Origin of the sequence: Paraburkholderia phymatum, assembly GCF_040965635.1 — a bacterium.
Lineage (GTDB): Bacteria > Pseudomonadota > Gammaproteobacteria > Burkholderiales > Burkholderiaceae > Paraburkholderia > Paraburkholderia phymatum_B.
This window is the reverse complement of record NZ_JBFRCH010000012.1, coordinates 1-23600: the sequence shown is the minus strand read 5'-3', so window position 1 is coordinate 23600 and position 23600 is coordinate 1. Positions and strand designations below refer to the sequence as shown.

Annotated in this window: 21 protein-coding genes and 6 pseudogenes; 16 read left to right on the top strand and 11 right to left on the bottom strand. The window is 57.9% G+C overall.

The features are described from left to right. Positions 1–150 precede the first annotated feature (150 nt). Positions 151–1277 (bottom strand): annotated as a pseudogene (locus AB4Y32_RS20885) (IS3 family transposase). 179 nt (positions 1278–1456) lie between these two features. Then, positions 1457–2332 (bottom strand): H-NS family nucleoid-associated regulatory protein, encoded by an 876-nt coding sequence (locus tag AB4Y32_RS20880; protein ID WP_368723170.1) that lies wholly within the window; start codon positions 2330–2332, stop codon positions 1457–1459. Positions 2333–2534: 202 nt separating this feature from the next. Here AB4Y32_RS20880 and AB4Y32_RS20875 point away from each other — a divergent pair, with 202 nt between their 5' ends. The 3 genes from AB4Y32_RS20875 to AB4Y32_RS20865 all read left to right on the top strand — a co-directional run bounded on the left by AB4Y32_RS20875 (position 2535) and on the right by AB4Y32_RS20865 (position 4007). Next, complete coding sequence (locus AB4Y32_RS20875; RefSeq protein WP_368723169.1) at positions 2535–2876, top strand: H-NS histone family protein; 342 nt, start codon at positions 2535–2537, stop codon at positions 2874–2876. Positions 2877–2938: 62 nt separating this feature from the next. Continuing rightward, on the top strand, positions 2939–3247 hold the full coding sequence (locus tag AB4Y32_RS20870) for a hypothetical protein (RefSeq protein ID WP_368723168.1): 309 nt from the start codon (positions 2939–2941) through the stop codon (positions 3245–3247). Positions 3248–3647: 400 nt separating this feature from the next. Then, positions 3648–4007 carry a diacylglycerol kinase gene (locus AB4Y32_RS20865; RefSeq protein ID WP_368723167.1) on the top strand — a complete coding sequence of 120 codons (360 nt, stop codon included), beginning with the start codon at positions 3648–3650 and terminating at the stop codon, positions 4005–4007. Positions 4008–4157: 150 nt separating this feature from the next. Here the strand turns inward: AB4Y32_RS20865 and AB4Y32_RS40705 are convergent. Then, positions 4158–4284, bottom strand: a pseudogene (locus tag AB4Y32_RS40705) (SOS response-associated peptidase family protein); the annotation flags it as partial. 112 nt (positions 4285–4396) lie between these two features. Here AB4Y32_RS40705 and AB4Y32_RS20860 point away from each other — a divergent pair. Together AB4Y32_RS20860 and AB4Y32_RS20855 are read left to right on the top strand one after the other, a co-directional pair. Next, positions 4397–4585 carry a hypothetical protein gene (locus tag AB4Y32_RS20860; RefSeq protein WP_368723166.1) on the top strand — a complete coding sequence of 63 codons (189 nt, stop codon included), beginning with the start codon at positions 4397–4399 and terminating at the stop codon, positions 4583–4585. Between the two features lie 733 nt (positions 4586–5318). Further along, positions 5319–6262: pseudogene (locus AB4Y32_RS20855) on the top strand (sugar kinase); the annotation flags it as partial. A gap of 60 nt (positions 6263–6322) precedes the next feature. Here the strand turns inward: AB4Y32_RS20855 and AB4Y32_RS20850 are convergent. Both AB4Y32_RS20850 and AB4Y32_RS20845 read right to left on the bottom strand, forming a co-directional pair. Further along, positions 6323–6787, bottom strand: a complete 465-nt coding sequence (locus tag AB4Y32_RS20850) for a hypothetical protein (RefSeq protein WP_368723165.1) — start codon at positions 6785–6787, stop codon at positions 6323–6325. 397 nt (positions 6788–7184) lie between these two features. Continuing rightward, complete coding sequence (locus AB4Y32_RS20845) at positions 7185–7901, bottom strand: response regulator transcription factor (protein WP_368723164.1); 717 nt, start codon at positions 7899–7901, stop codon at positions 7185–7187. Between the two features lie 1241 nt (positions 7902–9142). Between AB4Y32_RS20845 and AB4Y32_RS20840 the strand changes: the two genes are divergently transcribed. Further along, on the top strand, positions 9143–9397 hold the full coding sequence (locus tag AB4Y32_RS20840; protein WP_368723163.1) for an SET domain-containing protein-lysine N-methyltransferase: 255 nt from the start codon (positions 9143–9145) through the stop codon (positions 9395–9397). A gap of 1988 nt (positions 9398–11385) precedes the next feature. Here AB4Y32_RS20840 and AB4Y32_RS20835 read toward each other — a convergent pair. Further along, the gene (locus AB4Y32_RS20835; RefSeq protein ID WP_368723162.1) at positions 11386–11847 is read right to left on the bottom strand and encodes a MarR family winged helix-turn-helix transcriptional regulator; all 462 of its coding nucleotides are present in this window, start codon (positions 11845–11847) and stop codon (positions 11386–11388) included. Between the two features lie 97 nt (positions 11848–11944). Here AB4Y32_RS20835 and AB4Y32_RS20830 point away from each other — a divergent pair, with 97 nt between their 5' ends. Next, positions 11945–12310, top strand: coding sequence for an antibiotic biosynthesis monooxygenase (locus AB4Y32_RS20830; RefSeq protein WP_368723161.1), 366 nt, complete (start codon positions 11945–11947; stop codon positions 12308–12310). Positions 12311–12925: 615 nt separating this feature from the next. On the opposite strand, the gene AB4Y32_RS20825 is transcribed toward AB4Y32_RS20830, so the two are convergent. Then, positions 12926–13294 carry a hypothetical protein gene (locus AB4Y32_RS20825; protein WP_368723160.1) on the bottom strand — a complete coding sequence of 123 codons (369 nt, stop codon included), beginning with the start codon at positions 13292–13294 and terminating at the stop codon, positions 12926–12928. Between the two features lie 774 nt (positions 13295–14068). Here AB4Y32_RS20825 and AB4Y32_RS20820 point away from each other — a divergent pair. Then, on the top strand, positions 14069–14287 hold the full coding sequence (locus AB4Y32_RS20820; RefSeq protein WP_368723159.1) for a hypothetical protein: 219 nt from the start codon (positions 14069–14071) through the stop codon (positions 14285–14287). A gap of 137 nt (positions 14288–14424) precedes the next feature. Here the strand turns inward: AB4Y32_RS20820 and AB4Y32_RS20815 are convergent, their stop codons facing one another. After that, positions 14425–14685 (bottom strand): hypothetical protein, encoded by a 261-nt coding sequence (locus tag AB4Y32_RS20815; protein ID WP_368723158.1) that lies wholly within the window; start codon positions 14683–14685, stop codon positions 14425–14427. A 466-nt stretch (positions 14686–15151) separates the two neighbouring features. Here AB4Y32_RS20815 and AB4Y32_RS20810 point away from each other — a divergent pair, with 466 nt between their 5' ends. After that, positions 15152–15679, top strand: a complete 528-nt coding sequence (locus AB4Y32_RS20810) for a phasin family protein (protein WP_368723157.1) — start codon at positions 15152–15154, stop codon at positions 15677–15679. A gap of 216 nt (positions 15680–15895) precedes the next feature. Next, positions 15896–16144 carry a hypothetical protein gene (locus tag AB4Y32_RS20805; RefSeq protein WP_368723156.1) on the top strand — a complete coding sequence of 83 codons (249 nt, stop codon included), beginning with the start codon at positions 15896–15898 and terminating at the stop codon, positions 16142–16144. A gap of 214 nt (positions 16145–16358) precedes the next feature. Here AB4Y32_RS20805 and AB4Y32_RS20800 read toward each other — a convergent pair whose 3' ends face one another. Beyond that, entirely contained in the window at positions 16359–16700 is a 342-nt protein-coding gene (locus tag AB4Y32_RS20800) for a hypothetical protein (protein ID WP_368723155.1), read from the bottom strand. A gap of 370 nt (positions 16701–17070) precedes the next feature. Here AB4Y32_RS20800 and AB4Y32_RS20795 point away from each other — a divergent pair, with 370 nt between their 5' ends. Beyond that, on the top strand, positions 17071–17280 hold the full coding sequence (locus AB4Y32_RS20795) for a hypothetical protein (RefSeq protein ID WP_368723154.1): 210 nt from the start codon (positions 17071–17073) through the stop codon (positions 17278–17280). 118 nt (positions 17281–17398) lie between these two features. On the opposite strand, the gene AB4Y32_RS20790 is transcribed toward AB4Y32_RS20795, so the two are convergent. Continuing rightward, positions 17399–18139: a haloacid dehalogenase type II gene (locus tag AB4Y32_RS20790; RefSeq protein ID WP_368723153.1), complete on the bottom strand. Its 741-nt coding sequence runs from the start codon at positions 18137–18139 to the stop codon at positions 17399–17401. Positions 18140–18805: 666 nt separating this feature from the next. On the opposite strand from AB4Y32_RS20790, the gene AB4Y32_RS20785 reads away from it, so the two are divergent. Continuing rightward, positions 18806–19927, top strand: coding sequence for a branched-chain amino acid ABC transporter substrate-binding protein (locus AB4Y32_RS20785; protein WP_368723152.1), 1122 nt, complete (start codon positions 18806–18808; stop codon positions 19925–19927). Between the two features lie 46 nt (positions 19928–19973). Further along, positions 19974–20162 (top strand): annotated as a pseudogene (locus AB4Y32_RS20780) (HU family DNA-binding protein); the annotation flags it as partial. Between the two features lie 171 nt (positions 20163–20333). Here AB4Y32_RS20780 and AB4Y32_RS20775 read toward each other — a convergent pair. Next, positions 20334–20693 carry an FCD domain-containing protein gene (locus AB4Y32_RS20775; protein ID WP_368723151.1) on the bottom strand — a complete coding sequence of 120 codons (360 nt, stop codon included), beginning with the start codon at positions 20691–20693 and terminating at the stop codon, positions 20334–20336. A gap of 316 nt (positions 20694–21009) precedes the next feature. Between AB4Y32_RS20775 and AB4Y32_RS20770 the strand changes: the two genes are divergently transcribed. From AB4Y32_RS20770 to AB4Y32_RS20760, 3 genes and pseudogenes are all read left to right on the top strand, one after another. Next, positions 21010–21768, top strand: a complete 759-nt coding sequence (locus tag AB4Y32_RS20770) for a hypothetical protein (RefSeq protein WP_368723150.1) — start codon at positions 21010–21012, stop codon at positions 21766–21768. A 631-nt stretch (positions 21769–22399) separates the two neighbouring features. Next, positions 22400–22730 (top strand): annotated as a pseudogene (locus AB4Y32_RS20765) (motility-associated protein); the annotation flags it as partial. A gap of 3 nt (positions 22731–22733) precedes the next feature. Further along, positions 22734–23232: pseudogene (locus AB4Y32_RS20760) on the top strand (DDE-type integrase/transposase/recombinase); the annotation flags it as partial. Positions 23233–23600: the final 368 nt, after the last annotated feature.

Sequence of the window (23600 nt, the reverse complement as noted above, 5' to 3'; positions counted from 1 at the left end):
TAACCGAAGCATTGAAGTTGATTCATAACGGAAATTCAGTTCGACGTGGATCTCAACAATCGCAGCGTCGACTCTTGGGCAAAATGGCGTTGACGTCGACATGCGTTATCGCGAATTGCGACCGTTAAGCGTTCATTCGGCGTTTTGACCTTACCCCGCCGAGTACACCATTCGTAAGTTAGTGAGCTCGTCGGTTTTCGGTTGATGCAGTTGCCGGAATTGGTCCGGCACCAGTTGCCCCAGGGCACTATGCGGGCGCACCGAGTTGTAGTCCGTGCGCCACGCATCGACTCGCTTGCGTGCATCGTCGAGACTGACGAACGCATGCTGGTTCAAACATTCTTCGCGCAGTCGGCCGTTAAAACTTTCGATGTGCGCGTTTCCACCGGCTTACCTGGGCGGATGAACTGCAGCCTGACGCCACGTTCGTGTGCCCATGCGTCGAGCGCCTTGCTGACGAACTCCGGCCCGTTGTCGACCTGAATCAGATTAGGCCGCCGTCCCCGCTGACGTAGCTGCTCCAGAACGCGCGCGACTCGAGCGCCCGTGAGCGAGAAGTCGACCTCGATGTGGGCACTCGCGGTTCCACGCGTCGATGATGGTCAACATGCGAATGCGTCGGCCGTGCGCCAGCGCGTCAGCAACAAAGTCCATCGCCCAGCTTTCATCTGCGCCGTCGGGCGTCGGCATGACCACGCGCAGACGGCTCGGGCGCTTCTTTCTGCGCTTCAGGCGAAGCGACAGGCCTTCCGCGCGGTACAGCCGCTCAGTGCGCTTGTGGTTCTGGACCAGGCCCTCCCTACGTAGCAGGACATGCAGGCGCGGCGAGCCAAACCGTGGCCGCTCCCGTGCCAGTTCTCGCAGCCGTTGCCGGACTTCGTGATCGGCGTCAGGCGGCACCGGCCGCCGGAATGTCCGGCGATTCAGGCCAACGAGCGCGCACGCCCGGCGCTCCGAATAGTCGTGCTGTTCAATCACCTGCTGCACGACTTCCCGGCGCTGCGCGGGCGAACTCACTTTTTTCCGAGCACGTCCTTCAGAACCTGGATGTCCAGCGCCTGGCCTGCTACCAGCCGCTTGAGTCGCTGGTTTTCCTCTTCCAGTTGCCTCAAACGTCGCGCTTCCGACACATCCATGCCGCCGTAGCGGCTACGCCAGTTATAGAACGTCGCATCTGAAATGCCGTGCTTGCGGTACAGGTCCGCGACCTTCATGCCTGCATCGCCTTCCTTCAGCATCCCGATGTTCTGCTCTTCGCTAAACCGCGACTGCTTCATGACAAGGTTTCTCCTGCGGCCTTGCCACTAACTTTACAGTGGGATACTTCAGAGGGGGAAGGTCAAATACAAACGGAAGATTGACCGCAGGCCAACGCATTGGAACTGAGTAGAGTGGGACCGGTAGGCCCCGCTCCGTTGTTTTCGAAGTGACTAATCGAAACGAAGATAGCAGCAAATCAAGCCGAGGTCAGTGCGCCATCTGCTTTGGCTGCCGGCACCGGAGCCTCCGCCGTTTTCACCGTGCTCGCAACCGCCTTCTTCGCGACAACTTTCTTCACAGCCGGCTTTCTGGCCGCAGGCTTTTTGATGACGACCTTCTTCGGCGGGCTTTTCTTCGCCGGCGTTGCCTTCTTACCAGCCGCTATCTTCGGCTCCGCCGCGGCCTTGTCTGTCCCTGCAATCAGGAACTTCGTACGGTCTTTGGCACCAGCCAGCCATGCCGGCGCCGGGCCGCGGCCGCTCCAGGTTGCGCCAGTCTTGGGGTCACGGAATTTCGGCGCTTGCGGACCTCGAACGTAGGCCCCAAGTTTCTTGGGTTTATTGAGCGCTGCAACTGCACTCACGGCCGCACCGTCAATCAGGAATTTGCCGCGGTCCTTGACGTCCTTAATCCAGGCCGGCGGCCGAGCGTGGCCGCTCCAAGTTTCGCCAGTCTTCGGGTTGCGGTATTTCGGCGGCAATTTGCCCTTCGCCGCTGCAGCCTTCGGTTTGCTCGCAACTTCGCCGGTCGCAACAATCAGAAACCTACTGCGGTCTTTTGCACTGGCGATCCAGGCCGGCGCCCGACCATGTCCCGTCCACGTCGCGCCCGTCTTCGGGTCGCGATACTTCGCGGCCGATGCAATTGACTTAACGGCAGCAACCTTAACGCCCGGCTCGCGGCCACGCTTTCTGCCACCAAGGTGCGCTTCGATATCCGCAGTCGTCAGACCGTAACGCTCCATGATGCCGCGAATCTTCGCGATGACAGTTGACGATTCGTTCCTTGCAATCAATTCGGCCTGCGCCTGCAGCTTTGCGATTTTTGCCTGTAGGTTTTCGAGCGTGGTCATTATTCCCCCCTTTTTTCATGGTAGCCGCACTATGCCACATCGACTCGTCGTTCGCGACGCCGACGAACAATATTATTGAGGACTGCGCCCGCTTTGTCAGTACGCAGTGCATAGCGAAAATGATACCCTGTAGGCACAAAGCTTGCGCGCTTATATTTGTCCACTCAAATACAGCCCCAAGACGTAGCTCAGGGCAAATACTATGGATGAACGGAAACGGGAATGCATGGTGGCTTATCTCCGCAGCCGAATGAAGGAGTTCGGCATTGAGCCCAATGATCTCGCATCAGCAATTGTAGAAGACCAGTTGCGACAAAAAGAAGCTCGCTATAGAAGCGCCACAGGCGAGACATGGGACGGCAAGGGAGAGGTTCCGCATTGGCTGAAAAAGGCTATGACCGCGGGCCAGTCCCTCGAACACTTTGCCGTAAATGGCGAGGCAAACGGCGCGAAAAACCCCCTTCAGAAAGTCGATTGGCAAAACGACCCATTCGCGGGTAGCCCGTTGGCAACCGTCAAGCCCGCCCGCCATCACGGACGTTAGGCAGGAAGCACAGTGCGAACAGTTTGGCTACGCTGGTCCTTAATGACATAGGGAGCTGATACATGGAAGTGAGCACCGAAACGCTTGTGGACATGCTGCAAGAAGTCGAAGCCGAGGAGCCTATTGATTACGCGGACCTGCCATTCGGAGAGCAGGAGCTCAGGCGCATCGTCATGAGTTCGCTCGTCGAGCGCCATCATCTGATTGAGGCAGACATGTCCGTCTCCGACATACATGCGACGTACCTGCTGAGCACCGCAAAACTCGTCCTCGAAAATACAGTGCTTCACGCGCGACTGCTTCTCCTTCAGGGACAGCAGGTCGACGTACAGTCACTCCTGGCTTCATTCACCCTACGAGGTAAACGGTAGCCGCATGGCGTTGCTTCCCGTGCGATGGGATGACGGCCGCTGTCGTCACGGATTGTCTGAAAATGTGAGCGAACTGCTGCTGCCGGCCGGCTTCGCGTGAGCCGTCAGTCACCGCACGCTCAGGACGCAATGCTCTTGAATTGCGTGTAGTAAGAGGCCGGACGAGTCGCCATACGATGTTGCCTCAGCATACGACGACGGGCGGAAAACCCCGATAGCCGATTGTCGTCAAAGCGAATCGCGATTCGACCGAGAACATCCGTCACACCGCGCGAATGCCCGCGTCAGCATGAACGTCTTGGCTAGGGAGACGTTTTCGGCGCTCGGACTGAATCACGCTCCACGTGCCGGCCGCGCAGGACCACACAGTGTCCTGCCGATGAGAGAACCGGAGTGAATCATGGCGAAAAGGAGCTTCTTGCAAAGCGTCGGCGATGCGCTGGCCGGTGTTGCCACCACCTGGCGAACGCAGCGCAGCTTTCGCATCCAGGCAGGGCTCACGGCCGCATTACCTGTGGTATTGGCCTGGTTACGGCCACCACTTGTGTTTTCGGCACTATGCCTGATGATGGCCATGCTGGTTCTCGCGGCCGAACTGTTCAACACGGCCTTCGAGAGACTGGCCGACCACTTACATCCCGAGCATCATCCTGCAATCGGTGCAGCCAAAGACTGTGCTGCAGGAGCTGTGCTACTCGTCTGCGCAGGCGCCGGTCTCGTCGGAACACTGACGCTGGTTGTCGTGTTTGCGGAACGGTAGCGCTTGCCCGCAGTCCTCTGGCACAACGACAGCGGTTTCATACGGAGCGGGAGAGCCATCTTGCTGCCGTCCTGGCCCGATTCACCCTGCGAGGTAGGCGGTAGTTGCTTTGCGCTTCACTTCGATTTGCGCGACAGCACCTCCGACGCAGGCTGCTAGCCGATGCTCATAATACGGCCGGTCCCTGTCATCCAGAATCGCATACAGCGCCGCAAGGTCCTTTGGGTTGGGGTTTAGCCACGCATCAATGTTGTTCCTTGATGGGAATAAAGCGTCTCGCATGCTGACGTACAGCGTCGGCCGACGTTTGACGACATACCCAGACAGCTCACGCCTCAGGGCAATATTCTTCGCGTCGGTGGTGGCGGCCCTTTCGAGGTGAAGCGTTAATGGAGCGCCAAACATATCTAGGGTATGTCGTCTGGTGTCATGCCATTGCGCAGCAGGAAGACCTCCTGCAACCCGAGCGCTATGCCGCCGGCGGGACCATCACGCGTCACAACAAGTTTGTCGAAGCGTCGGGTGTCATGGGTACATTCGATAGTGAACAGGAAGCGCAGGATGCAGGCCTCTTGTGAGTTCGTGCCTGGGTCGACAACCACGCCTGATAGAGCTACTCCGCGCTCTGGCATTTCCTGAATGCCAACCAGCCGGGTCCGCAAACTTTCAATCGCAGCCGCCACCTGCAATAGACCTCTGCAACCGGAGAATGTCGATTAGCTCGAACTCATCCACGGTCGGCGGCCTTCGACGCTGTGCAATCGCGACGTCATGAGCAATTCGGAACGCACGAGAGCGCTCCGCCAGCAACACAGATAACGCCTCCTCAAGCAGCGCACGGTCTTCCAGACCGTGCGAATTCCAAAGGTACCGCCACGTCAGTGGCGGAGCTGCCGGCTGCAGGTCCCGCTCCGCACATTCTCACTGATTCACGCGGAGAGTCGAATGTCGGAGAAATTGGACGCCCACGAAAGCGGCGCGGGTGCCGCGAGCGCTGGTTTGCCCTTGGCAAGTGGCGAGCCTCGGACGACGGGGGAGGCGGTCATCATCGAAGCGGCCCGTCAGGAAGCTGGTAGCGCCCTCCATCTGAAGGTCGATACCAGCGTTGAGCAGGTTTCCTTCAACGAGGCCGCTCTGGCCCGTTGCCGCGCCCTTCACGAGTGCGGCGAGCACGCCCATTGCAAGCAAAGCCGCCTGAACCCGCGCGCGAAGGTGGCTGAGTTGAGCGTCGCCCAGCGACAGATTGTCGAAATTGCGAAAGCCATCCGCTGCTGTCGATACAAACACTATCTGCAAATGCAAGAGACCGAAATGCCCTCTCAGCTCGATGTGGTGATCTTCGGCGAAGCCATGTCTCCGGTCCATACACCGCATCCGAAAGTGGTCCGCTGGCGAGCGTGAGCCGGTTCGTCAAGCGCGCCGCTGGCGCGGAACTCAACGTCGCGATCGGTCTGTCCCGCCTGGGTCATAAGGTCGGCTGGGTCAGCCGTGTAGGGCAGGACTCTTTCGGTCAATTTGCGCTGGACACGCTGGCAACTGAAGGTATCGACGCCACGTGCGTCGAAGTGGATGCATTGCGGCCCACCGGCATGATGCTCAAGACGAAGAGCGACGACGGAACCGACCCAAAGACGGAGTATTTCAGGTGAGGATCGGCTGCGAGCGCGCTTTCGGTCGCGGACCTTGTGCCGTCCTATGTGACGAGTGCGCGACACCTGCATCTGACGGGAATCAATTCGGCGCTCGCAGGCGAAACACGGGAGTTGTCCTTTCACGCTGCGCGCGAGATGCGAGCGGCGGGAAAGACGATTTCGTTCGACCCGAACCTGTGTCCTGCCTTGTGGCCAAGCCGTTCCGAGATGGTCGAGACGCTCAACGAACTGGCATCGCATGCGGACATCGTTATGCCCGGGCTCGGCGAAGGCACGATTCTCACCGGAAAAGAAACGCCGGAAGACATCGCCAGCTTCTATCTCAATCGCGGCGCGAAGCTCGTGATTATCAAACTGGGAGAACGCGGTGCGTACTTCCAGAGAAGCGACGAGGCGAAGGTTGTGCGAGCTTATCCCGTTGCGAAAGTCGTCGATACCGTGGGTGCCGGTGACGGTTTCGCCGTCGGCGTCATGAGTGCGCTTTTAGAGGGCCGCTCCGCCACTGAAGCGGTCGCACGAGGCAACCGGATTGGGTCACTGGCTATCCAGGTCATCGGAGACCCGGAAGAGCTGCCCACGCGCGCGATGCTTGAACAGCATGAGGCATGCGATACGGGCCCGAGTACTGTAGCTGCGAGCTCGCGTCATCAAAGGATGGGCGATTTACTTCGCAGGCGCGACGTTTTGGGCAGCGTTCGGCGGCGGCGCATCACACGCGAAGCTCTGCACGGTCAGTGAATCGGAAGAGACGGCCCAGCCGGCCACGTCGGTCGCGAGCACGCGGATGGGCCGTCCGACCGTCGGCAGGTCGCCGCGGCGATAGAGACAGGGTGGCTCGTAGTAGAAGTCAAGGAAGCCGTACCGGTCCGCCGGCGGCGTGCCCGGGATGCCAATGTCCTGCGTGTGGCCCGGCAGGTCGGCGACACGGAGCACGACAGTATGGTTGGCAGTGAAGCCCACCCCAAAGAACTCGACCTTATCGGTGACGCCATGGTCCTGCGCCGTGCCGGGATACTGCCGGGCGTAAAGCTTGGCGCCCGCTGGTGGATGCGGGTTCGCGCAGGCTGCACAGAGCGCCGAGATAAGGAACGCGACACCGGTCGTGCGCATCTTCCGGACAATGCTCATGTGCCCTGCTCCAGTTACCCAGCCGCCAACCGTTCGCCATTTTTAGGACAACATCGGTCCGGTGCCGTTTGCAAACCCGCATGCGCCGCCGACTCACTCACGCCGCGGGTCAGCAGGTAGAGCGCTTCGTAGGCGGGAGCCACGCCGCGCCGGGGTCACTTCGCCACCTTCGCCGCCCGAAGATGACGCGGACTCGGCAGACCCCGCGTGGACCGGCGAGCGGTTTTGATATCCACGGGGTGCACTGCCTAATCAGTCTAAAATCGGTCGGCCCGATTTGCATATAAGGTCATTCGCTACAGATGTCTTTAACTTCTTCATTGTTCGAAGAGTCTGTTCAGAAATCAAAGCCATCTATTGGATGGAACTCTTTTTGGAAGCCTGGCCCTTCGGGCCGTCAAGAGAAGCGTTGGACAGTGTGACGAGGCGTGGCTTCACGAGTCGCGGCTCGATACCCTGAGTCAAAAGGTACAGCGGATGATAGACGACGTCTGTGCTCATGCCCCGAAAATGCGCAATACCCGGCGTCAGACTTGCGTGAAAACGGTGAATGCGATTTTGACGGTTGCCTATCAAAGCGGCTTCGCGTGAGGACTTCGCCCAGGTATTGCGCCAGCAAGGCGTTGGTCCTGCTGTTCGGGTGCGTGCGCTGCGGCGCGCGAGCGTCCGTCACCGGCGGCTCGTTCCTGGCGGGCGTAAACGGACCGAAGAGCCGTATCCGCTCGTCCAGAAGGCTCACAATCACTCCCAGTAGGCGCTCAATGGATACTGGTTTGCTAAGAAAGACGTTCCATGGGGGCTCTGCCGGAAGGGGAAGCAACGCAGCCGACAACATTACGACTGGAATGCTATCGGTCGCGGGACGTGACTTCAGCCATCGGCAGAATGCGACTCCATCGACGCGCGGCATTATCCAGTCCGTCACAATGAGGTCCGGTCGCTGCTGCATCGCCGTGGCAACGGCCACTTTCCCGTCGGGTACACTTAAGAACGCGATAGCCTTCTGCTTCAAGCACCGTCCGGAGCGCGAGGAGGATTTTTGTATCGTCGTCGACCAGCAAGATGATAAACACGGCACTGTTCCCAGGCTGCCTTCGCCAAAGGCATTGAGCATTTCGTATTCCCTTTACTGAAATCCAACAGCGCACAAGATAAGAAGGCGCAGCCCGAATATTTTTTGCCGAATAGCGTAAATGGTACAAGGGCGCACGCCATCCCGGCTTCATGCAGCCACTCTGGTTGCCCACGCGTCCGACCTACGAATCACGACCGCAGGGCAAATTCCAAGACTGCGTCGACTTTTCGAACCCCGCGGCACTTGTCCGATGTTCAGTGATCAGTTCCCCGTCTGCAGTTGTTCTAACACCATGAGCGGCCTTGGGACAGCGCGCGCGAGTTTGTCCACAGACCGCGCGCCTGGCTGATAAGGACAACAGCTTGCCATCATGGAAGACAATGTCTCTCGTATGGGTCGCGACGGCGATACCCGTGTTGCTTCGCAAGCCGCAAAGGACCGACGAATAGCTCGAGTAATGCGTTGAGCAGCGAGCCGATGCGGACGACCCGAGCTCCAGACAATTTCTCCTGGCGGTCTGCGCATGGGCCGTCCCGCGGACTGAAAGTGGAGGCGGCGTCGGCCGCTGCGATATCGAGAGTGGCTTCGCATGGGAAGGCACATGGCGTTTCACAATGCCGGCGAAAAGGCACGCCGACGCGCTATTCGCCAAGCATAACCAATACTGCGTTGTCAACATGCCCATGCCGGATAGTCCGGTCAAAATTGCCGAACTAGAATGGGTGTAGATTTTGTTCTCTTCACTTCGGAACATCCAACGAGAGGGACGGAATGCCCAGGCTGTCACATCCTGATGCGCGAGTGACGCGCAGCGTGATGACAGCCCCGGCGGTGTGGCACTCAAATTCGACTCGCCACAACTATTCGCTTTCCCAAAGCGCCAGTTCACTTGCCTCGCGGATATCGAGCCTGAGATTACTGAAGAATTCGTGGTGCCGGTTCCGGGAGTACTCGAGCCGTGGGGTTAATGCGCTTGCGTCGACCGTACAGCATGACCTTTTTGGCGGCAACCGTGACGGTTGGAGCGCATATGTCGCCTACATGCGGAAGAAGGTAAGTTGGTTCGGTGCCGGGCTTCCCGAGAGACAAGGCGACGCCTCGGAAGAACAGGCGCCCGCTGAAGCCGAGGACGAGAGTCCGGAGGAGGCGTCGGTCGAGGCAGCACCGCCCTCTGAGTGGGATGCCCTTCGTCCGTGCATGGACAGGGTGTCCTTGCGAATCAGAATATCGGTCGAGCAGAGCTGATTTCGGAGTACAAGGCGCACGCGTAGCTTGGTAAGATGTCGTGCAAGGTTCCTCCAGTTACAGCAAGACACACGTTCCTGTTTGATACAGGTGACGGGACGGTTATTGACGGAGCACGCGGAGGCAGCAACGTCCGCTGGATGAATCATAGTTGTGAACCGAACTGCAAGGCGTACATCTCCGACGAACGCGTATTTTATTTACACGCGGAGAAATTCGAGACCTGCCACTGCGGCTCGACGAACTGCCGCGGCACAATGCACGCTGCAGAACGGTTTCAAGCCGCCTGAAGTCCATGTACTGGAACGCCCCACTGCGGCAAGGATAATGGTTGCATGGAACGAAGTGAGTCGCTGCCACTATGGCGAACAGGTCGGGATTCAGACGAAGATCGTCTGCGACGGGTTACTGGGGACGGTCTTGTGTTCGTGTGAAAAGCTGGCGATTGTGTATTTGTGCCACGGGAAACACCACCCCCTCAGGCATGAGCCGGGCGGTGAGCGCCCTAGCGACACGCCGCATATCAGGGCGGCCGTACTGAAACTGCTTCCACCGACCTCGAACTGACCGTCGCCCACGCAATGGATGGCCTGCAATCGCGCCCGCCTCGGGCCTTTACAGCGGCAAGCAGGTTGTGCGGCAAGCAGGTTGGCCAATCGGCAAATCGAGCACTGACTTTTCTGCGATACAAGCGGCGAAATCGCCGAACCTGTTCGTTCCTCGCGCAAGGATTGAGCGACGCGCACAACTGGCATGCACGTTGCATGAATAGCCGTAACGGGCACCGTGCACGTGGGTGCGCCCTTTCACAGGACTGAGAGGATGAGATGACCAATACCGAAGAGCAATCCTTACGTCTCGTAGTGGAAAAATGGCTTGGTTTCAACCCTCGCAAGACCGCAAGAATCACCGCGTTTGGCCGTACGGTCTCGGGCGGAAGTCGCTATGTGTGCGTTGAGACTACGCACGACAGTGACCAATTCGCACTCTTCTTCTTTCGCCACAGCGACGGCTGCTGGAGGGTGTTCCCCCCCGCTCCGACGTTCCCGGAGATGACTTTGGAGCGTTTGGCCGCGTAACAGCAATGCGATGCATCGCCTCCGAGCGGTATCCTCGGTTGCTCTCCCTCGCGAGAGCGAATCGGCGACTCTGCTCGGGCGCCGCATCTAAAGAATGAAAATGCGAGATATCTGCCCATGCCATCGGTGAACAGACACACGTTCAGTCGTCCAGCTCTAACGTCAAGCAGAAGCTGCTCGACATCTGCAATAGAGTATGCAGGGGACGAGTTGGATTCGACGTCGGACAAGAGGTCCCGCCTTCTCTCGAGAAGTCTTTGAATCGCGCTGGCCCGGGAAACGAAGATTAGCTCCATAGATGACCACCTCAACAAGAGCGAGTACCGGCTAACGCCGCTACACCAAACAGACCAATCGGCCAGGTCAGATGCGCCCGACACTCCCTCGCCTGATGGACGCATTGCGTCGGTGATGCGAGAAATCGCACGACCAGCAAGTAACCAGGCGGCGACCGTTGGTTCTGTTGAGCCCAGTCGCCGCCACGTTCTTCGTGGGCCCTTGCTGGTACTAGCAGTAAGTAAAGTCGTTGTTTGTGCGTCGAATCGATGGGCTGCACCACCGAATGGAAACGCCCCGTTTTCGGGGCGTTTCCAATTCATGCTTTCGACTTGTTTTTCGGTCGCTGCCTGGTCATGGGCTTTTCGCGCCCTGTGCCTTTCCGGCGGCCTTCGCCGGCGAGGCTACCTTCTTCTTGCTCGACATTTCGGTTTCAGCCCCGTAAGCAGGCGAGGCCTCTCTGGGCGATGGCATGATGTACTCCTTATTTCTCTTGCCGTTATGGCACCTTTCCACAATAGGTCAGCGCGAGCGAGAATCAAGGGTCGAAAGCAGCGTAACCAGTAGACGTTCGGCGAAATCTGTCGAGTCTGGAGGCCCCCTGCGGTGGCGTGCCGGTTCGATTGCCATGATGACATTGTGGGGCCGCAGGCAGTCTTCTTGACGACCGACTTGCGGCGTGGCTGTCTCCTGCTCGGCGGACGCGCGCGGACCGCCACTCCATCCACAGGAACTCGACGGAAAGCCTTGGAAGCCGCGTCGGCAACAAAGCCGTTGAAAATTTACAAAAGGCGCCTGAATGGCTCCTCTCGCGGTCGGTTCGACGTGCGCGTATTGCATTGATACGGCCGCTACGAGGCTGGGATGCGTCGTGGCGTAGGCCATAAGCGCGCTAGCTCTGAACGCGTTTTGAGGAGCGGTAGCTATGAACCGTCGCCTTCCAGTTTTCGAAGCACACCCGTGATGACTTTATGTGTCGTCTCGATGTCCTTTATCTGAAGGTCCTCCGCAAGGTTGTTGACCCATGGCACCTGCAGGCGCATCGCATCCTCGAACGTCTGCACCCCTTTGTCCGTCAATACGACAAGGGGTGCCCGTCGGTGGTGCGGATTGTGCCCAAAAGAAACGAGGCCTTCCGCCTCCAATTCGTTGACGATGCGCTGAACGTTCTGGCGGTGCGCTCCGATATCGCGCGCGAGCCACGCAACCGGCTGCGGCCGCTCAGCCGCGGCGATAGTGCCAAGAATCTGCCAGCGGGCACTCGTCAAACCCACTTCCACGACCAGTCTGTCTCCAGCCGAGAGTAGTCGATTGTTGAGGCGAAACAGGTCCAGAATCATATCGGTCAAGGCCGTTCCGGCAGGCGTTCGCTTGATTTTGCGCATCTATCACCATATCTCGAGTATGGTATAACCATTCCATATTGACATCATGATGTCAATATGGAATGGTTATACCGACTATCTGCTGAAGGAGATCGCCATGCTCATCCGCCCCCTCGACCCTGCCTTTCCGATAGAACGTCAGGTCGCAATCGATGCCTCCGCCGTCGTCCTCGTGAACGTCTTTACGCTGGAACAGGCCGACGAGCAGACGTTCCTGAAAGCCTGGCAAGACGATGCAGAATTCATGAAACGCCAGCCGGGCTTCATTTCCACCCAACTCCATCGCGCGGTTGGCAAGAGTCCGACGTATCTCAATTACGCCATCTGGGAATCCACCGCTCATTTCCGTGCTGCGTTCACGAATCCTCAATTCAGGGCGAAAGTTTCAGCCTATCCGTCCTCGGCCGCGGCCAGTCCGCATCTGTTCCAGAAAGTTGCTGTGCCAGGGATTTGCGTCGCATAGTCAATGCATTACCTATCGAAGGTGGGCACTGGCGGGCCATCAAGAATCATCGGTGTTCCGGTTAGCACTGTCACGCTTCCCGGTTGACTCTCAGCCAAGCCGACAACCAGAGGTCAAGGCAACTCTGCGAGTTCATCGACGACTTTCACCCGCTGCAATACGAATGCCGATGCGGAGATTCGCCCATCTAAATTTCGCGGCAGGCGCGAAATAACATCGATTCGCTAGAGATGTCTTTACCTCTTCTTCAACCGATGACTTCCTTGAGACATCAAAGCCACCAGAATGGATGGGGGCTATTTTTAACCGGACAGCGCGGCTCTCAGGCAGCGAGGAACACGGTCTTCTGTACACGCAAGAGCTCGGTTCCACCAAGCGGACGCCCTATGCACTCCAATCGGACTACGTGCAAGTGAAACGCGTAACATGGACGTGACCCAAACGTCTTCTTCTCATCCGAAACATTTCGGACGAGTGGACGCTCGACGCGAATTCTGTCGCGCTGAACGCATCACGATGCACACGTGGACCCAGTGGATGGCCGGCGGGCATCAGGTCTCAGCCTCATATCGGCAGCCGCGACACACGCCCACGCGACGTCAAGTGCGCTGAGGTTCAGGGAGCAGCCGGGCGCGTCCGCCACCAAGCCATTAAGCTTGCCGCGAATACACCCCAGCACGCACCAAGGACCAGCATTATGAGCGGAATGGCGGCGCACATCGCGTCGAACGAGAGTGCGCGCAGTACACGCGGCAGTTCATACTGGTCACTGGCTGTAACGAATACCACGAAAAGTCCAGTAGACACAGCCGCGCGCCCGCGCATGAAGGCACGGGCAGGCCGCACACGGTAGCGGACGATTAAGTATGCGAAAAAATAGGCGAAAGCGGCAGGAGCGACCAGCAAGAGCGAAAAGAGCGAGTCGTGGTGGACTGCAAAGCCCATCAGCACCTCGTGCACATTCTCCAACGCTGCTTCCAACATTCTGATTTGCCCTGATGCTATGTTCTCGCCGGTGCCGGTTTCATCCGTTTGCCGTCATTGAACTGACCAGCCTGACAACCGGAAAAACCGACATCGACGACTCGCGACCCGGCCCGGCTGGTCAGGGTGGCGGCCGTGACTTTAGTGTAGAACTATTGGCGGAATTGCAGATGCGCTTCGGCGCACGATACGAACTGCCGCCGCACGCACGCTGCGGGGAAACAGCCTGCGTCCCCAAATGCCCTTCAATTGTGCGTATGGCAAGCCGGATTTCAATCAATCAATCGTTGCCATAGGCTTTACGCAACCCTCACCTCATGACGAGCTTGTTGGCTGTCCGGGGCGATGCACTGAATCAAACATGAAATTGCGGCTTATGGCGTTTTCGACACAAACGTTCGCTAACCGTCAGTAGCGCCGTGGCGCGCCACTCGCCCGTCTACTGGCATGCGCTTTTTCCCTGTCGATAACGAAGCGCAGACGTTGGGCGATAGTGTTCGCTCGCGTCCCGCTCCGTCAGGAGATGGACGGGGCGCGTCAAGTCGTTCGAAGCCGTCGTCATATCATCCGCTCGCACGAACTGCGTCTCATCACGCGGAGGTAAGGTCATGGACATCTCGCAGGCGTTTGCGGCGTTAATCAGTAGGTTCGTCGAGACGGTCAACTGTCACGACTCGCCCAGTTGGGTCACTTCTGTTTGCCGAAGACGCCATTCTCATCCCGGCGGGTCAGGAAGCTGTGACCGGCCGAAAGCGAATCGAAGAATGGGCCGAAGTGGCAACGAAAATCTGGAACCATCTGGACATCCAGCAAGGGCTTTGCCAATCTGATGGAAATGTAGCGTGGGAATCCGGAACCTGGACGGGAAATATCAACGTACCGAACGAGCAGACCACGGACGTTACCGGAAACTTCCTGCTCATCTCACAGATGGCAGGCTCTACGTTGCGTATCAAAGCGCACACTTGGAACGTGAATCCCGCGATGCCTTGACAGTTACAGGTATTGAGCGGTGAGGTCGCACTCTGGCGGATGGGCGGTCATTCAGAAGGTCTTTCGGCGTGGCCGAACCGGGGGAGCGCTTGACTCGCTAGCTTTTCTCGGGCTACGCCCCTCACCGTAAACTTGCGTTAGCTCTCCAGTGAAATCGGTGAGCCGCCAGTGTTTGCCTCGAACCACTGAAACGCATCTTCGGCGCTGATAAAGCTGATGCGCTCTCGCATAGCCTTGAGCGTTTTGACCTGCTCCTTGATGTCGGGAGGTGGGCTTCCATAGGCATTGAGTACTGCTTTCCCCGCTCGCAGCCGTTCCAGTCTCGCTTTCTCGCGCTCGCGCGTGACCTTGAAAAATCCTGGCGACATAGTGCTGTCTGGAAGGCTGTCGTCCGCCACGATGACCTGTACGAGGTATCCGAGTCGGCAGCATCACCCCGCAGCGTCGCGGTATCGTCAAATCCGTACCAATAAGTTCACCAGCCCGAGCATAACCGTCCTGCGCGAAGCCTTCGCTAAACAGTTCGATGCAAGCCGACCGAATGCGGTAGACCGGCCGTGGCCAGCGGTAGGCATCGGGAATTCATGCTGCATTTGCACACGCCCGCATAAAAGGCCATTAGGCCCCACATGGACTACTGTCTGCATCAGGGATTTCCCCAGATGACTGCCGCGCCACTCAATGTCTGCAAGGCGACCCCGCTAGTCGGCATCTTCTGTTATCGCTCAAAGTGCAACAGAGCGGTTGACAATTTCGCGCCCGTCACTAGAATCAATTCGCTGCATTGCAACAACGATTCCTACCCGCGATTAGCGTTCCGCTGAACGGCGCGCTGGAAATGTTCGCACCCTTACGGAGTTTGTGATGAGCACCCCCGACCTGAAGCAATCCGTCGCTGCGCAGAAAGCAAGTCTTGAAGCTATGTTTGATGCACTGAACAAGGCTTTGGCGAGCATCGAAAAACTCGCTAGTCTGAATCTGCGGATATTCCAATCAACCATCGCCAGAAGTCAGGAAATCGCAACCAGGACCTTATCGACCAAAGACCTGCGGGAATTGTTTGAACTTCAGGCCGGTCAGGCGCAACCTGCAGTAGAAAAAGCGCAGTCATACTGGCGGGACGTGTATGAAATCGAGTCCAGCGCGCTGGCCGATTTAACAGAGACTCTCGACGAGCAGTTCAAACGCTACCAGCACGACTGGCAAGCGCTTCTTGAAAACCTCGCGAAGAACGCTCCAGCCGGAAGCGAGGCCGCCTTGTCCGCATGGAAGTCCGCTATCGAAACGGCCAGCGCGACATTTGAAACTGCCCGGAAGTCGACGAAACAGGCGGCGCAGATTGCTGAAGGCAACGTCACGGCCGCGCTTGAGGCTACAACCGAGGTCCGCTGAGCAAGCCGGATTCGTTGACCAAAAAATAGGCTGGTGAATGTCGGCCATAGAATTCAAAAATTCCAGGCAGGTCCCGCTCATAATTTGAGCGGATTCCTCTTACTCTCAGCGCGCGACGCCATCCAGGGTTTATTCACTACGTTGTCCTAACCTGGAAAATTGAATCGGGACAACACGATATCAAACGCGTCGGGCCCTGACCTACCAGAGTAGGACATGAAGAATTCGAGCACGAAGTCGCTTCGCTATCAGGTGGAAAAATGGCTTGCGCCGGCCCCCACTGCCCTTGTTCACGTTACCGAATTCGGTCGTACACGCTGGGGCCGGACACGTTATGTGTGCGTCGAGGCGTCATCATCTGCCGGTGTGCGCGTGTTTTTCTTCCGGCACGGTGATGGCACCTGGCACGTGTTTCCGCCCGCCGGCGACAGGCAAGAGCCGACGACAGCACTCATTGCGGCGTGAGAGATCAATTAGCCCGCACGCGCAGATGTGAGTCCTGTTAGAAGGCAGACGAACCGGAGTTAGATTTCCCGCCAAGAATTAGCGGTGAAAGACGGCGCTAACTCTTCGAAGTACATTCGCTCGAGCGAGAGCGCGCTATCCCGAATGCTGAGGCTTGCAGCGGTCCATCGCTCCCCAGAATTGCCGTTCTTCGCGCTGGCTCACGACAATGACCTCACGGGTGCCGCCCTCCAGGTAAGCCCTTGACTCTTGGGCCAATGTCTTGCGGCATCTTGCGGTCAAGGAGCACCTCGACACACAGGTCTGGCACAAACGGGACAGGAGCTTCTCGGTCAAACCCATCCCACTTGTCCGGCGGCATCCAGACGACGTCAGGTACGCAGATGCCAAATGACGGGGTCGTCACGGCAAGCGACATCGCCGCGACATGGCCGATCTGCTCGGCTATCTGGCAGTAGATGTCCGTCAGGACAATCTGGCGCCGTGCATGCAATTGCTTAAATTCATTGTGCGGCGCATCAGGAACGGGAACAGTCGAGAGGGTCTGATGTCTCAAGCATTGTCGTCGACGAACTGCGCTTCTGCGCCGCTTCGCAGAGGTGATAGCGTGTTGGTTTCGCGAGTTGGTTTCCGAAGTTTCTCCCTCTCACGATACATATCGACATCGCACAACTGATGTCCGGTGTCCGTTTCTTGATGGCAGCATCGCAAAAGCCGGTTACAAGTCGGCGCCCGCTCGACGCAAAAAGGTTGGAGCCGCGTAAGCCGGGTGCGGACTTTCGTCAGCGAGAGCGCATTATGCGGCACATGAAAAAACTTATGGCAGCTCGAACGTCTCAGTCAGGATGGGCAGCACATCGGGCAAAAGCCGAGCCGTAGATTTGCTCAGTTCAAGGGCGCCCTATCGTTTGGCCACAGGAGGTGATATGAAATTAGATGTTGAGACCTTCCGGCGACTGCGTCGTCTCTCTCCCGTCCTTGACGACATACTCAACGCAGGAGAGGTCGAGCACCCGGATCAGGCTGTGAATCTCGCGACGCTCGCGCAGCTGTGCTCGGAGCTATTCGATGCCTATCACTGCATGCACCCGGACGAAACAGCACAAGCTCGCCTCGACGCTCTTGAGCCGCAATAACGAAACCGGGCGGATTCCGGCAGCGACGACACGATGTCCCTTCCTCCCCTTCATTCTTCGGTTCAACGGCGACAGCGCTGCGGGGTAACGTGCTGGTGGTGGAGCAAACCTATTGCCGCTAGCCCTGACCAACTTCCAGCATCATGTCCGCGAGCTCAATGAACGAACTCGCGACAAAATCCCATTGGCCTTCTGCGAACCTGTCGCTCGTTTGCCGTTCACCGTGCTCACGAGGACGCGAAACAAACGCCGTCTTGAGTCCACACGCCTTTGCGGCCTTTAGGTCATCGTTATGGGCAGCCACCATACACAGTTCCGCTGGTTCAATCGCAAGCAGTTCCGCCGTATCGAGGTAAACAGAAGGCGCGGGCTTGTACATGCGAACAACCTCGGCGCCAAGGATAGCGTCCCAAGGAATGCCGGCGCGCTTGGCTATATCCAGCATTAGACGTATGTTCCCGTTCGACAAGGGCGCGATGATGAACCGGTCCTTCAAGCGAGTAAGCCCCGGTACCGCATCCGGCCATGGGTCAAGCTTGTGCCAGGCGAGGTTGAGCTCGTCGAGCGACGCCGCCGGTATGGATTGAGGATCTATGCCCAATTCCGTTAGCACCTTGTCGAGGTTCTCCCGGTGTAAAACATCAAGTCGCACAAATCCGCGGTTGCCGGCACGGACTTCCGCCATCGCCGGCACATATTCTCGCCGCCAGGCATCGGCGAATTCGAACGGGTTGACCGTCAGTTTCTGTGACGCTATGAACGGGGTTACCTCCCGGGCGACGCCACTCCTCCAGTCGACTACCGTCCCGAAGACGTCAAACACAAGTGCTTTGATACTACTGTCATCAACATTACCCATGCTTGTCGCTCCATGTAATGGAGTTGTTCGCTCTCGCGCGAGTTCTGCCAGCGCATTTGCTGCGTGCATCCGGACACGCAACTCTTGCACTAAACCTGAACATGGTTGTAAGCGTGTTGATAAGTCTCTATGTGATGTTACCGCGTCTCGCGCAGAGGTTGCGACACTTGTCCCGAACGGCCGATAGGTCCTCGCACCTCCCAAGAAAATCAGGCTACGCATTGTCGGACCGGATTTAGTCCCGTCGGCGGACGGCTCAAAGTCCGTCTGTTCACATATTGATTACTTTACGTGGCAACAAGCGTCGTGAACTCTGCATCCATACCGATGCTCTCGGGCCAATGCTGCATCACGCTCTTGTAGCGCATGTAAAATCACGTTCCTTCCTCACCACACGCAGCGTGGTCGTCGAAGAATTTGCCGACACGCCGACGGCTGCTGGCATGTATATCCGCCCGCTGTTCCCAAGGACGCAACGCCGCTCATCGAAACGCTTCGCAAGGCGCAACGCAATTTGCCATCAGATGGACGAAGCCTTCTTTTATCCCGGTTCCACATTCACTCAAAAATCATCAGTCAATCGGGATTTGACTAGTTTCGATAGGTTGCTCCAGAGGCAAAGCGCGGTTAGTCTGGTCACTCACCGGTCCAATCCTCGGAGAATATATGCGCCGTCTGAATACAACAATGGCCGTCCTTGCAGCCGTCGGCTTCATCGCAACCGCCGATGCACAAACGGTCGTCACAATCGGTCACTCCGCCCCACTCACGGGCCCGCAGGCGCCGAACGGCAAAGACAATGAAAACGGCGCTCGCCTGGCCATCGATGAACTGAACAAGAGCGGTGTCACGGTTGCTGGCCAGAAGGTAACTTTCAAACTGGACTCCGAGGATGACCAGGCAGACCCGAAGGTTGGCGTTCAGGTCGCGCAGAAACTCGTTGATAGTGGCGTGATTGCTGTCTTGGGCCCGTATAACTCGGGAGTGGCCATTCCGGCATCGCGCGTATATAACACTGGCGGCGTACCAATGCTGCCCGTTGCCTCGAACCCGGCGCTGACGAAGCAAGGCTTCAAGAACATCTTCCGTATCGGTGCGAGTGACGAGCAGCTAGGCGGGACGATGGGTCAGTTTGCTGCCAAAACGTTGAAGGCCAAGACGGCCGCGGTTATCGACGACCGTACGGCATATGGGCAAGGTGTGGCCGAGCAGTTCGTGAAAGAGGCAAAGGCAAACGGAATCCAAATCGTCGACCAGCAATTCACGAGCTCGTCGGCGACTGACTTTCTGGGCATTCTCACCGGCATCAAGTCCAAGAATCCGGATGTCATCTTCTTCGGCGGATACGCTGCGCAGGGCGCTCCAATGGCCAAGCAGATGCGCGCACGTGGACTGCGGGCCAAGCTACTCGGTGGTGACGGCATCTGCTCAGCCGATATGGGCAAGGTGGCGGGCGACGCAGCGTCCATCGTGTACTGCGCACAAGGCGGTATTTCGCTCGACAAGACGCCAGCCGGCCGCGAGTTCCTGAAGAAGTACAAAGCCGCGTACAACACGGACACGCAAGTGTATGGGGTCAGCTACTATGACGGCGTAAAGCTGCTGGCCGATGCGATGGTCAAAGCTGGAACCACGACCGACAAGGCGAAGCTCACGGCTCAACTGGCGAAGACCGACTATAAGGGCGTCGCCGGCACTTACACCTTCGATGAGAATGGCGACCTGAAGGGCGCGCCAACTACCGTGTATGTCATCAAAAACGGCCTTCCGGTGCCGTACGGTCAGTGACGTCAAACGGTGGCGGCCCGTACTACGAAAATCACGCGGCCTACCTGGTGCCGTTCGCAAGAATACAGTTGGCGAGCTCACGCTGCTGGGCCTGTTCAAGGATGACGTCCAGCAAGTTCCGGCGAAGGAGCGTTTTGGCAAGGACCGGTGCACGGCTGAAGAGCGCTGGTTTGATGCCAAGCCGGCGACTGTAAGTCTGAAGTTACGTGCGCTCAAGAAGCTGAAGGAAAAAGCGCTATATGCTGATTCACACAGGCCCGCTTTTCAAGCGGGCTTTTTCATGGGCTATTTCGCATCAACTCACAGGTGATATCGCGCCGATAAAGCGATACCGTGAAGCGCCGGCAATACGAGAGCACCAGGAGACCAGTCAACTCGCGAGCGCGCTGTCGTTTTGATGTATCGGCTATGTGTCAGGTGGCGAACCTTGAGCACTACCTTCAGCGGCGGCTGATGCTGTCATGTGCTGAACCAGGTTTTCTCGCGCGTCCTCGGTGTGTCGCATACCAGGTTCCGCGGCAAGCGCCTCGTTGCCATCCGCTATAGCTTCTGCGATTGCTGCATGTTCGTCCCAGACGGCCCTGCGCCGGCCAACAACCTGGCGCGTGGCCCCCATAACACGCCGCAGATGAATCCAATGGAGACGCGCATTCTCAACTATCAATGGACTCCCGGACGCAGAACAGATTGCAGCGTGGAATGCCATGTCAGTCTCGAGTACCGTACACCCGCTGATGTGAGTGCGCGCGAGTGCGAGCAGCGCCATTGGAGTCTCGACCCGATGGTCATCGCATTCGGAGAGTTCTACGGCGTCGAGTTCCTCGAAAGAATTGGCTTGACCTTGTCGTCGCTGGGCTGCGATGCGTGGCCAGTCAAAATGGCACGAGGCGCCCGCCCTCCGGTACTGCTACCGCTGCGGCACATCCTTCTGCGGGTCTTCCTGGGACCACGTGAGCCCAGGACCTAAAATCTAAAATGGCTCCACAACGGCATTTTAGGTAAACACTCGTTATACGCTCCATACAACCTGGAGCGTGGGACATCGGATAAACGGATACTTGAAGGGAAGGTTACCGAGGGCGATGGCCATAGCAAAATGGATTGACGTGAAGCCAACCTGGCAGTTGAAGATGCCTGTCGCGTCTCGGAGCAAGTTCACAGCGGTGACGAATCCCGGTGATTGGAGACTCGTCGATGCGGCAGACTATCTTGATGCCAGGAGCCTTGGGCACAAAGCAGTCGACAATAGCTACGAGGTCTACGTCGTCAATCACCAAGGTCTCCGGCTAGTGGTGCCAGCGATTGCATTCTGCAAGGCACTCTTCGCGCCGAACGCTACGACATTCGAGTACCTCTCTCGTCGATCGGGCATCGACTTGCATCTCGCACCAGTACGGCGACCTACCGGCATGGCCGTGACCCTCATCCCGCGCATCATTCGACAGCATGAGCCCATCTCGAAGTCGAACATGGCACGACTGCAATGGCTGTATTGCTTCCCATCAGCAAGAGCGGCTTTCGACTCGGTCTACTTCAACGCAGCGCGCGGGGCGATTGGGCTCGAATTGCCCAAAATCTGCCCCGACATCTCATTTCGGGGACAACTCCGCGAAGGCACGCTCGTGGTATCCGCGCACACCATCAACCGATTCAAAACGCTCGAAACCCCATTTTCTTGGGCTGGCGAGCATCCCCAAGAATACGAAATCACCGGCGGAAGCGTGTCGTCACGCACCTCAATCCCGTCCTCAAAAACAGTCACCTTATCGAGGGTGCCGCCTGAGCTTTCGACTGTTTTCGTGCACGCCGTCACAATTCTCACGAATCGAACGATCCCCTAACGCGGCCGCCCGAGTACTGCGGCAACTGCTGCAGCTGCCGCCCTCCTCGCATCAAGGGCGCGAGTCTCGGATTCGCGAACTTGCGCCGCCGCCGGATGCAGTCCGCCCCCTGACCACAGACCGGCGGGCGAGCCTTCGTTGGTGTTCTGATTTAGCCAGGAGCCGCAAGATCTGCAGCGGTACTGGATATACCGCGCGATTGGCTTTTGAGGCGTACCAAAAACGCCACTTCCGACCCGTAGGAGATCTTCGTGAGGAGGGACTTCTGACGGGTTCCCGACCAGCATTTGGCAAGCAAGACACGCTTTCATCGTCGCCCCCTTATCGGCCGCTCGGCCACACATCTAGCATACGTCGTACCGGCGGAAAATGAAGGCCATACTTTGCGCTGCATCTGACAGGCAAATGGCTCGCACCGTGCACAGTGTTAATCCCCATGCACCCGGTGACGGCCCGGCAGTAGCCGCCGTTGCCAAAGAGCTGATGCATCCGCTCATTCGGTGTCGGCTGCGCGACGGCGCTGAACACCGCCGGCCATATCCCCTCTGCACGCGGTCAAGCCTCGCTGCACTCATATTGCGGTTGGTATGCAAAATCAGCAGTAGAAACTTCCAATCTACATGCGTGTCGGCTGATCATCGACTCTGTCATTGGGAGTTTCGTGGGCGGACGGCCATTTGCCCGCGCTGATTCAATCGTTTGAGTTGCTGTGCATTTTCGGCGCGGCAATCGGTGCCTTCGTTGTCAGCAATCCGATTTCGGCGCTGATGAAAACCATCAAGGCTTTGGTTGCCTGCTTCGAGGAAGGCGGTTATTCGAAGGAAATCTATTTCGAACTGATCGCGCTGATCGATGAACTGCTTCAAAAAGCACGCAAGGAAGGAATGATGTCGCTGGAAGCCGACGTGAATGCGCCGGAAGAAGGCGCGCTCTTCCAGGAATATCCGCATGTCCTGAAAGACGTGATGATGAAAATGAAATCGCTTTATCAGGGCCACCGATTCCCCGCGATGGTCATCAGTCATGCGGTGCGTTAGTGCTTCCGGTTCCAGATCGGCCTGCGCGGCATCGAAGAGTTGCTGTTTGAGCGGGGAGTGACGGTCAGCTACGAAACTATTCGCCGCTGGCGCGAGAAGTTTTGCGCGGGCATTGTACGTCGGGCGAAAAGCGGCACGTCGCAAGTCCGGAGCGCGAGGTACCTCGACGAAATGTTCCTCACCCTGCATGGTGAAGCGAGCGTACCGGATGTGGCGCGCAGCCGACGAATACGGCGTAGAACTCGATATCCTGCTGGAGACGCAGCGCCACAAGGCTGCGGCCAAACGATTCATCAAACGTGTGTTGCGCTCGAACCGGGTGGCGCGCGAGATTGTCACGGATCGATTGCGCAGCTACCGGGCTGCGAAACCAAACATCCCGGAGCTACTCAACGTCAAGCGCGCATTGAAGCGGCATCTGCTGCGCACTCTATTGCAGATACCTCGCGCACGGTTCGCCGCATGACGCGACTTTAGCGACGTCAGCCAAACGCTGACGCATGTACTCTGAGCCACAGTGCCTTATGAATTGTCACCGACAAAGTCCCGCAAATTCACAGTGCCCTCGGCGCAGAATCTCCGCTTTGGCGCAGACCCCTATAGAAGGAAGCCGCCGCCAGACTTCAACGGCAGCTTCATCGTCTATGTCACGTCAGATTATTGACCCGTGTAGCCAACAGGAACCGTCGAATTGTTCTTCGCAACGGTTGCGTTGTTCGACACGATGTACTGCGGCACTTCCGTCAGCGTCAGCGACACCTGACCGTTCGAATACGGAACCGTCGTGGTATTGCC

Coding starts and splice junctions, on each gene's coding strand:
- AB4Y32_RS20785 (WP_368723152.1), top strand. CDS start 18,806: ATGCGCCGTCTGAATACAACAATGGCCGTCCTTGCAGCCGTCGGCTTC.
- AB4Y32_RS20840 (WP_368723163.1), top strand. CDS start 9,143: ATGTCGTGCAAGGTTCCTCCAGTTACAGCAAGACACACGTTCCTGTTT.
- AB4Y32_RS20860 (WP_368723166.1), top strand. CDS start 4,397: ATGGAGCGCCAAACATATCTAGGGTATGTCGTCTGGTGTCATGCCATT.
- AB4Y32_RS20845 (WP_368723164.1), bottom strand. CDS start 7,901: ATGCTCAATGCCTTTGGCGAAGGCAGCCTGGGAACAGTGCCGTGTTTA.
- AB4Y32_RS20790 (WP_368723153.1), bottom strand. CDS start 18,139: ATGGGTAATGTTGATGACAGTAGTATCAAAGCACTTGTGTTTGACGTC.
- AB4Y32_RS20875 (WP_368723169.1), top strand. CDS start 2,535: ATGGATGAACGGAAACGGGAATGCATGGTGGCTTATCTCCGCAGCCGA.
- AB4Y32_RS20835 (WP_368723162.1), bottom strand. CDS start 11,847: ATGCGCAAAATCAAGCGAACGCCTGCCGGAACGGCCTTGACCGATATG.
- AB4Y32_RS20830 (WP_368723161.1), top strand. CDS start 11,945: ATGCTCATCCGCCCCCTCGACCCTGCCTTTCCGATAGAACGTCAGGTC.
- AB4Y32_RS20810 (WP_368723157.1), top strand. CDS start 15,152: ATGAGCACCCCCGACCTGAAGCAATCCGTCGCTGCGCAGAAAGCAAGT.
- AB4Y32_RS20805 (WP_368723156.1), top strand. CDS start 15,896: ATGAAGAATTCGAGCACGAAGTCGCTTCGCTATCAGGTGGAAAAATGG.
- AB4Y32_RS20865 (WP_368723167.1), top strand. CDS start 3,648: ATGGCGAAAAGGAGCTTCTTGCAAAGCGTCGGCGATGCGCTGGCCGGT.
- AB4Y32_RS20825 (WP_368723160.1), bottom strand. CDS start 13,294: ATGTTGGAAGCAGCGTTGGAGAATGTGCACGAGGTGCTGATGGGCTTT.
- AB4Y32_RS20850 (WP_368723165.1), bottom strand. CDS start 6,787: ATGAGCATTGTCCGGAAGATGCGCACGACCGGTGTCGCGTTCCTTATC.
- AB4Y32_RS20770 (WP_368723150.1), top strand. CDS start 21,010: ATGGCCATAGCAAAATGGATTGACGTGAAGCCAACCTGGCAGTTGAAG.
- AB4Y32_RS20795 (WP_368723154.1), top strand. CDS start 17,071: ATGAAATTAGATGTTGAGACCTTCCGGCGACTGCGTCGTCTCTCTCCC.
- AB4Y32_RS20870 (WP_368723168.1), top strand. CDS start 2,939: ATGGAAGTGAGCACCGAAACGCTTGTGGACATGCTGCAAGAAGTCGAA.
- AB4Y32_RS20775 (WP_368723151.1), bottom strand. CDS start 20,693: ATGGCGCTGCTCGCACTCGCGCGCACTCACATCAGCGGGTGTACGGTA.
- AB4Y32_RS20880 (WP_368723170.1), bottom strand. CDS start 2,332: ATGACCACGCTCGAAAACCTACAGGCAAAAATCGCAAAGCTGCAGGCG.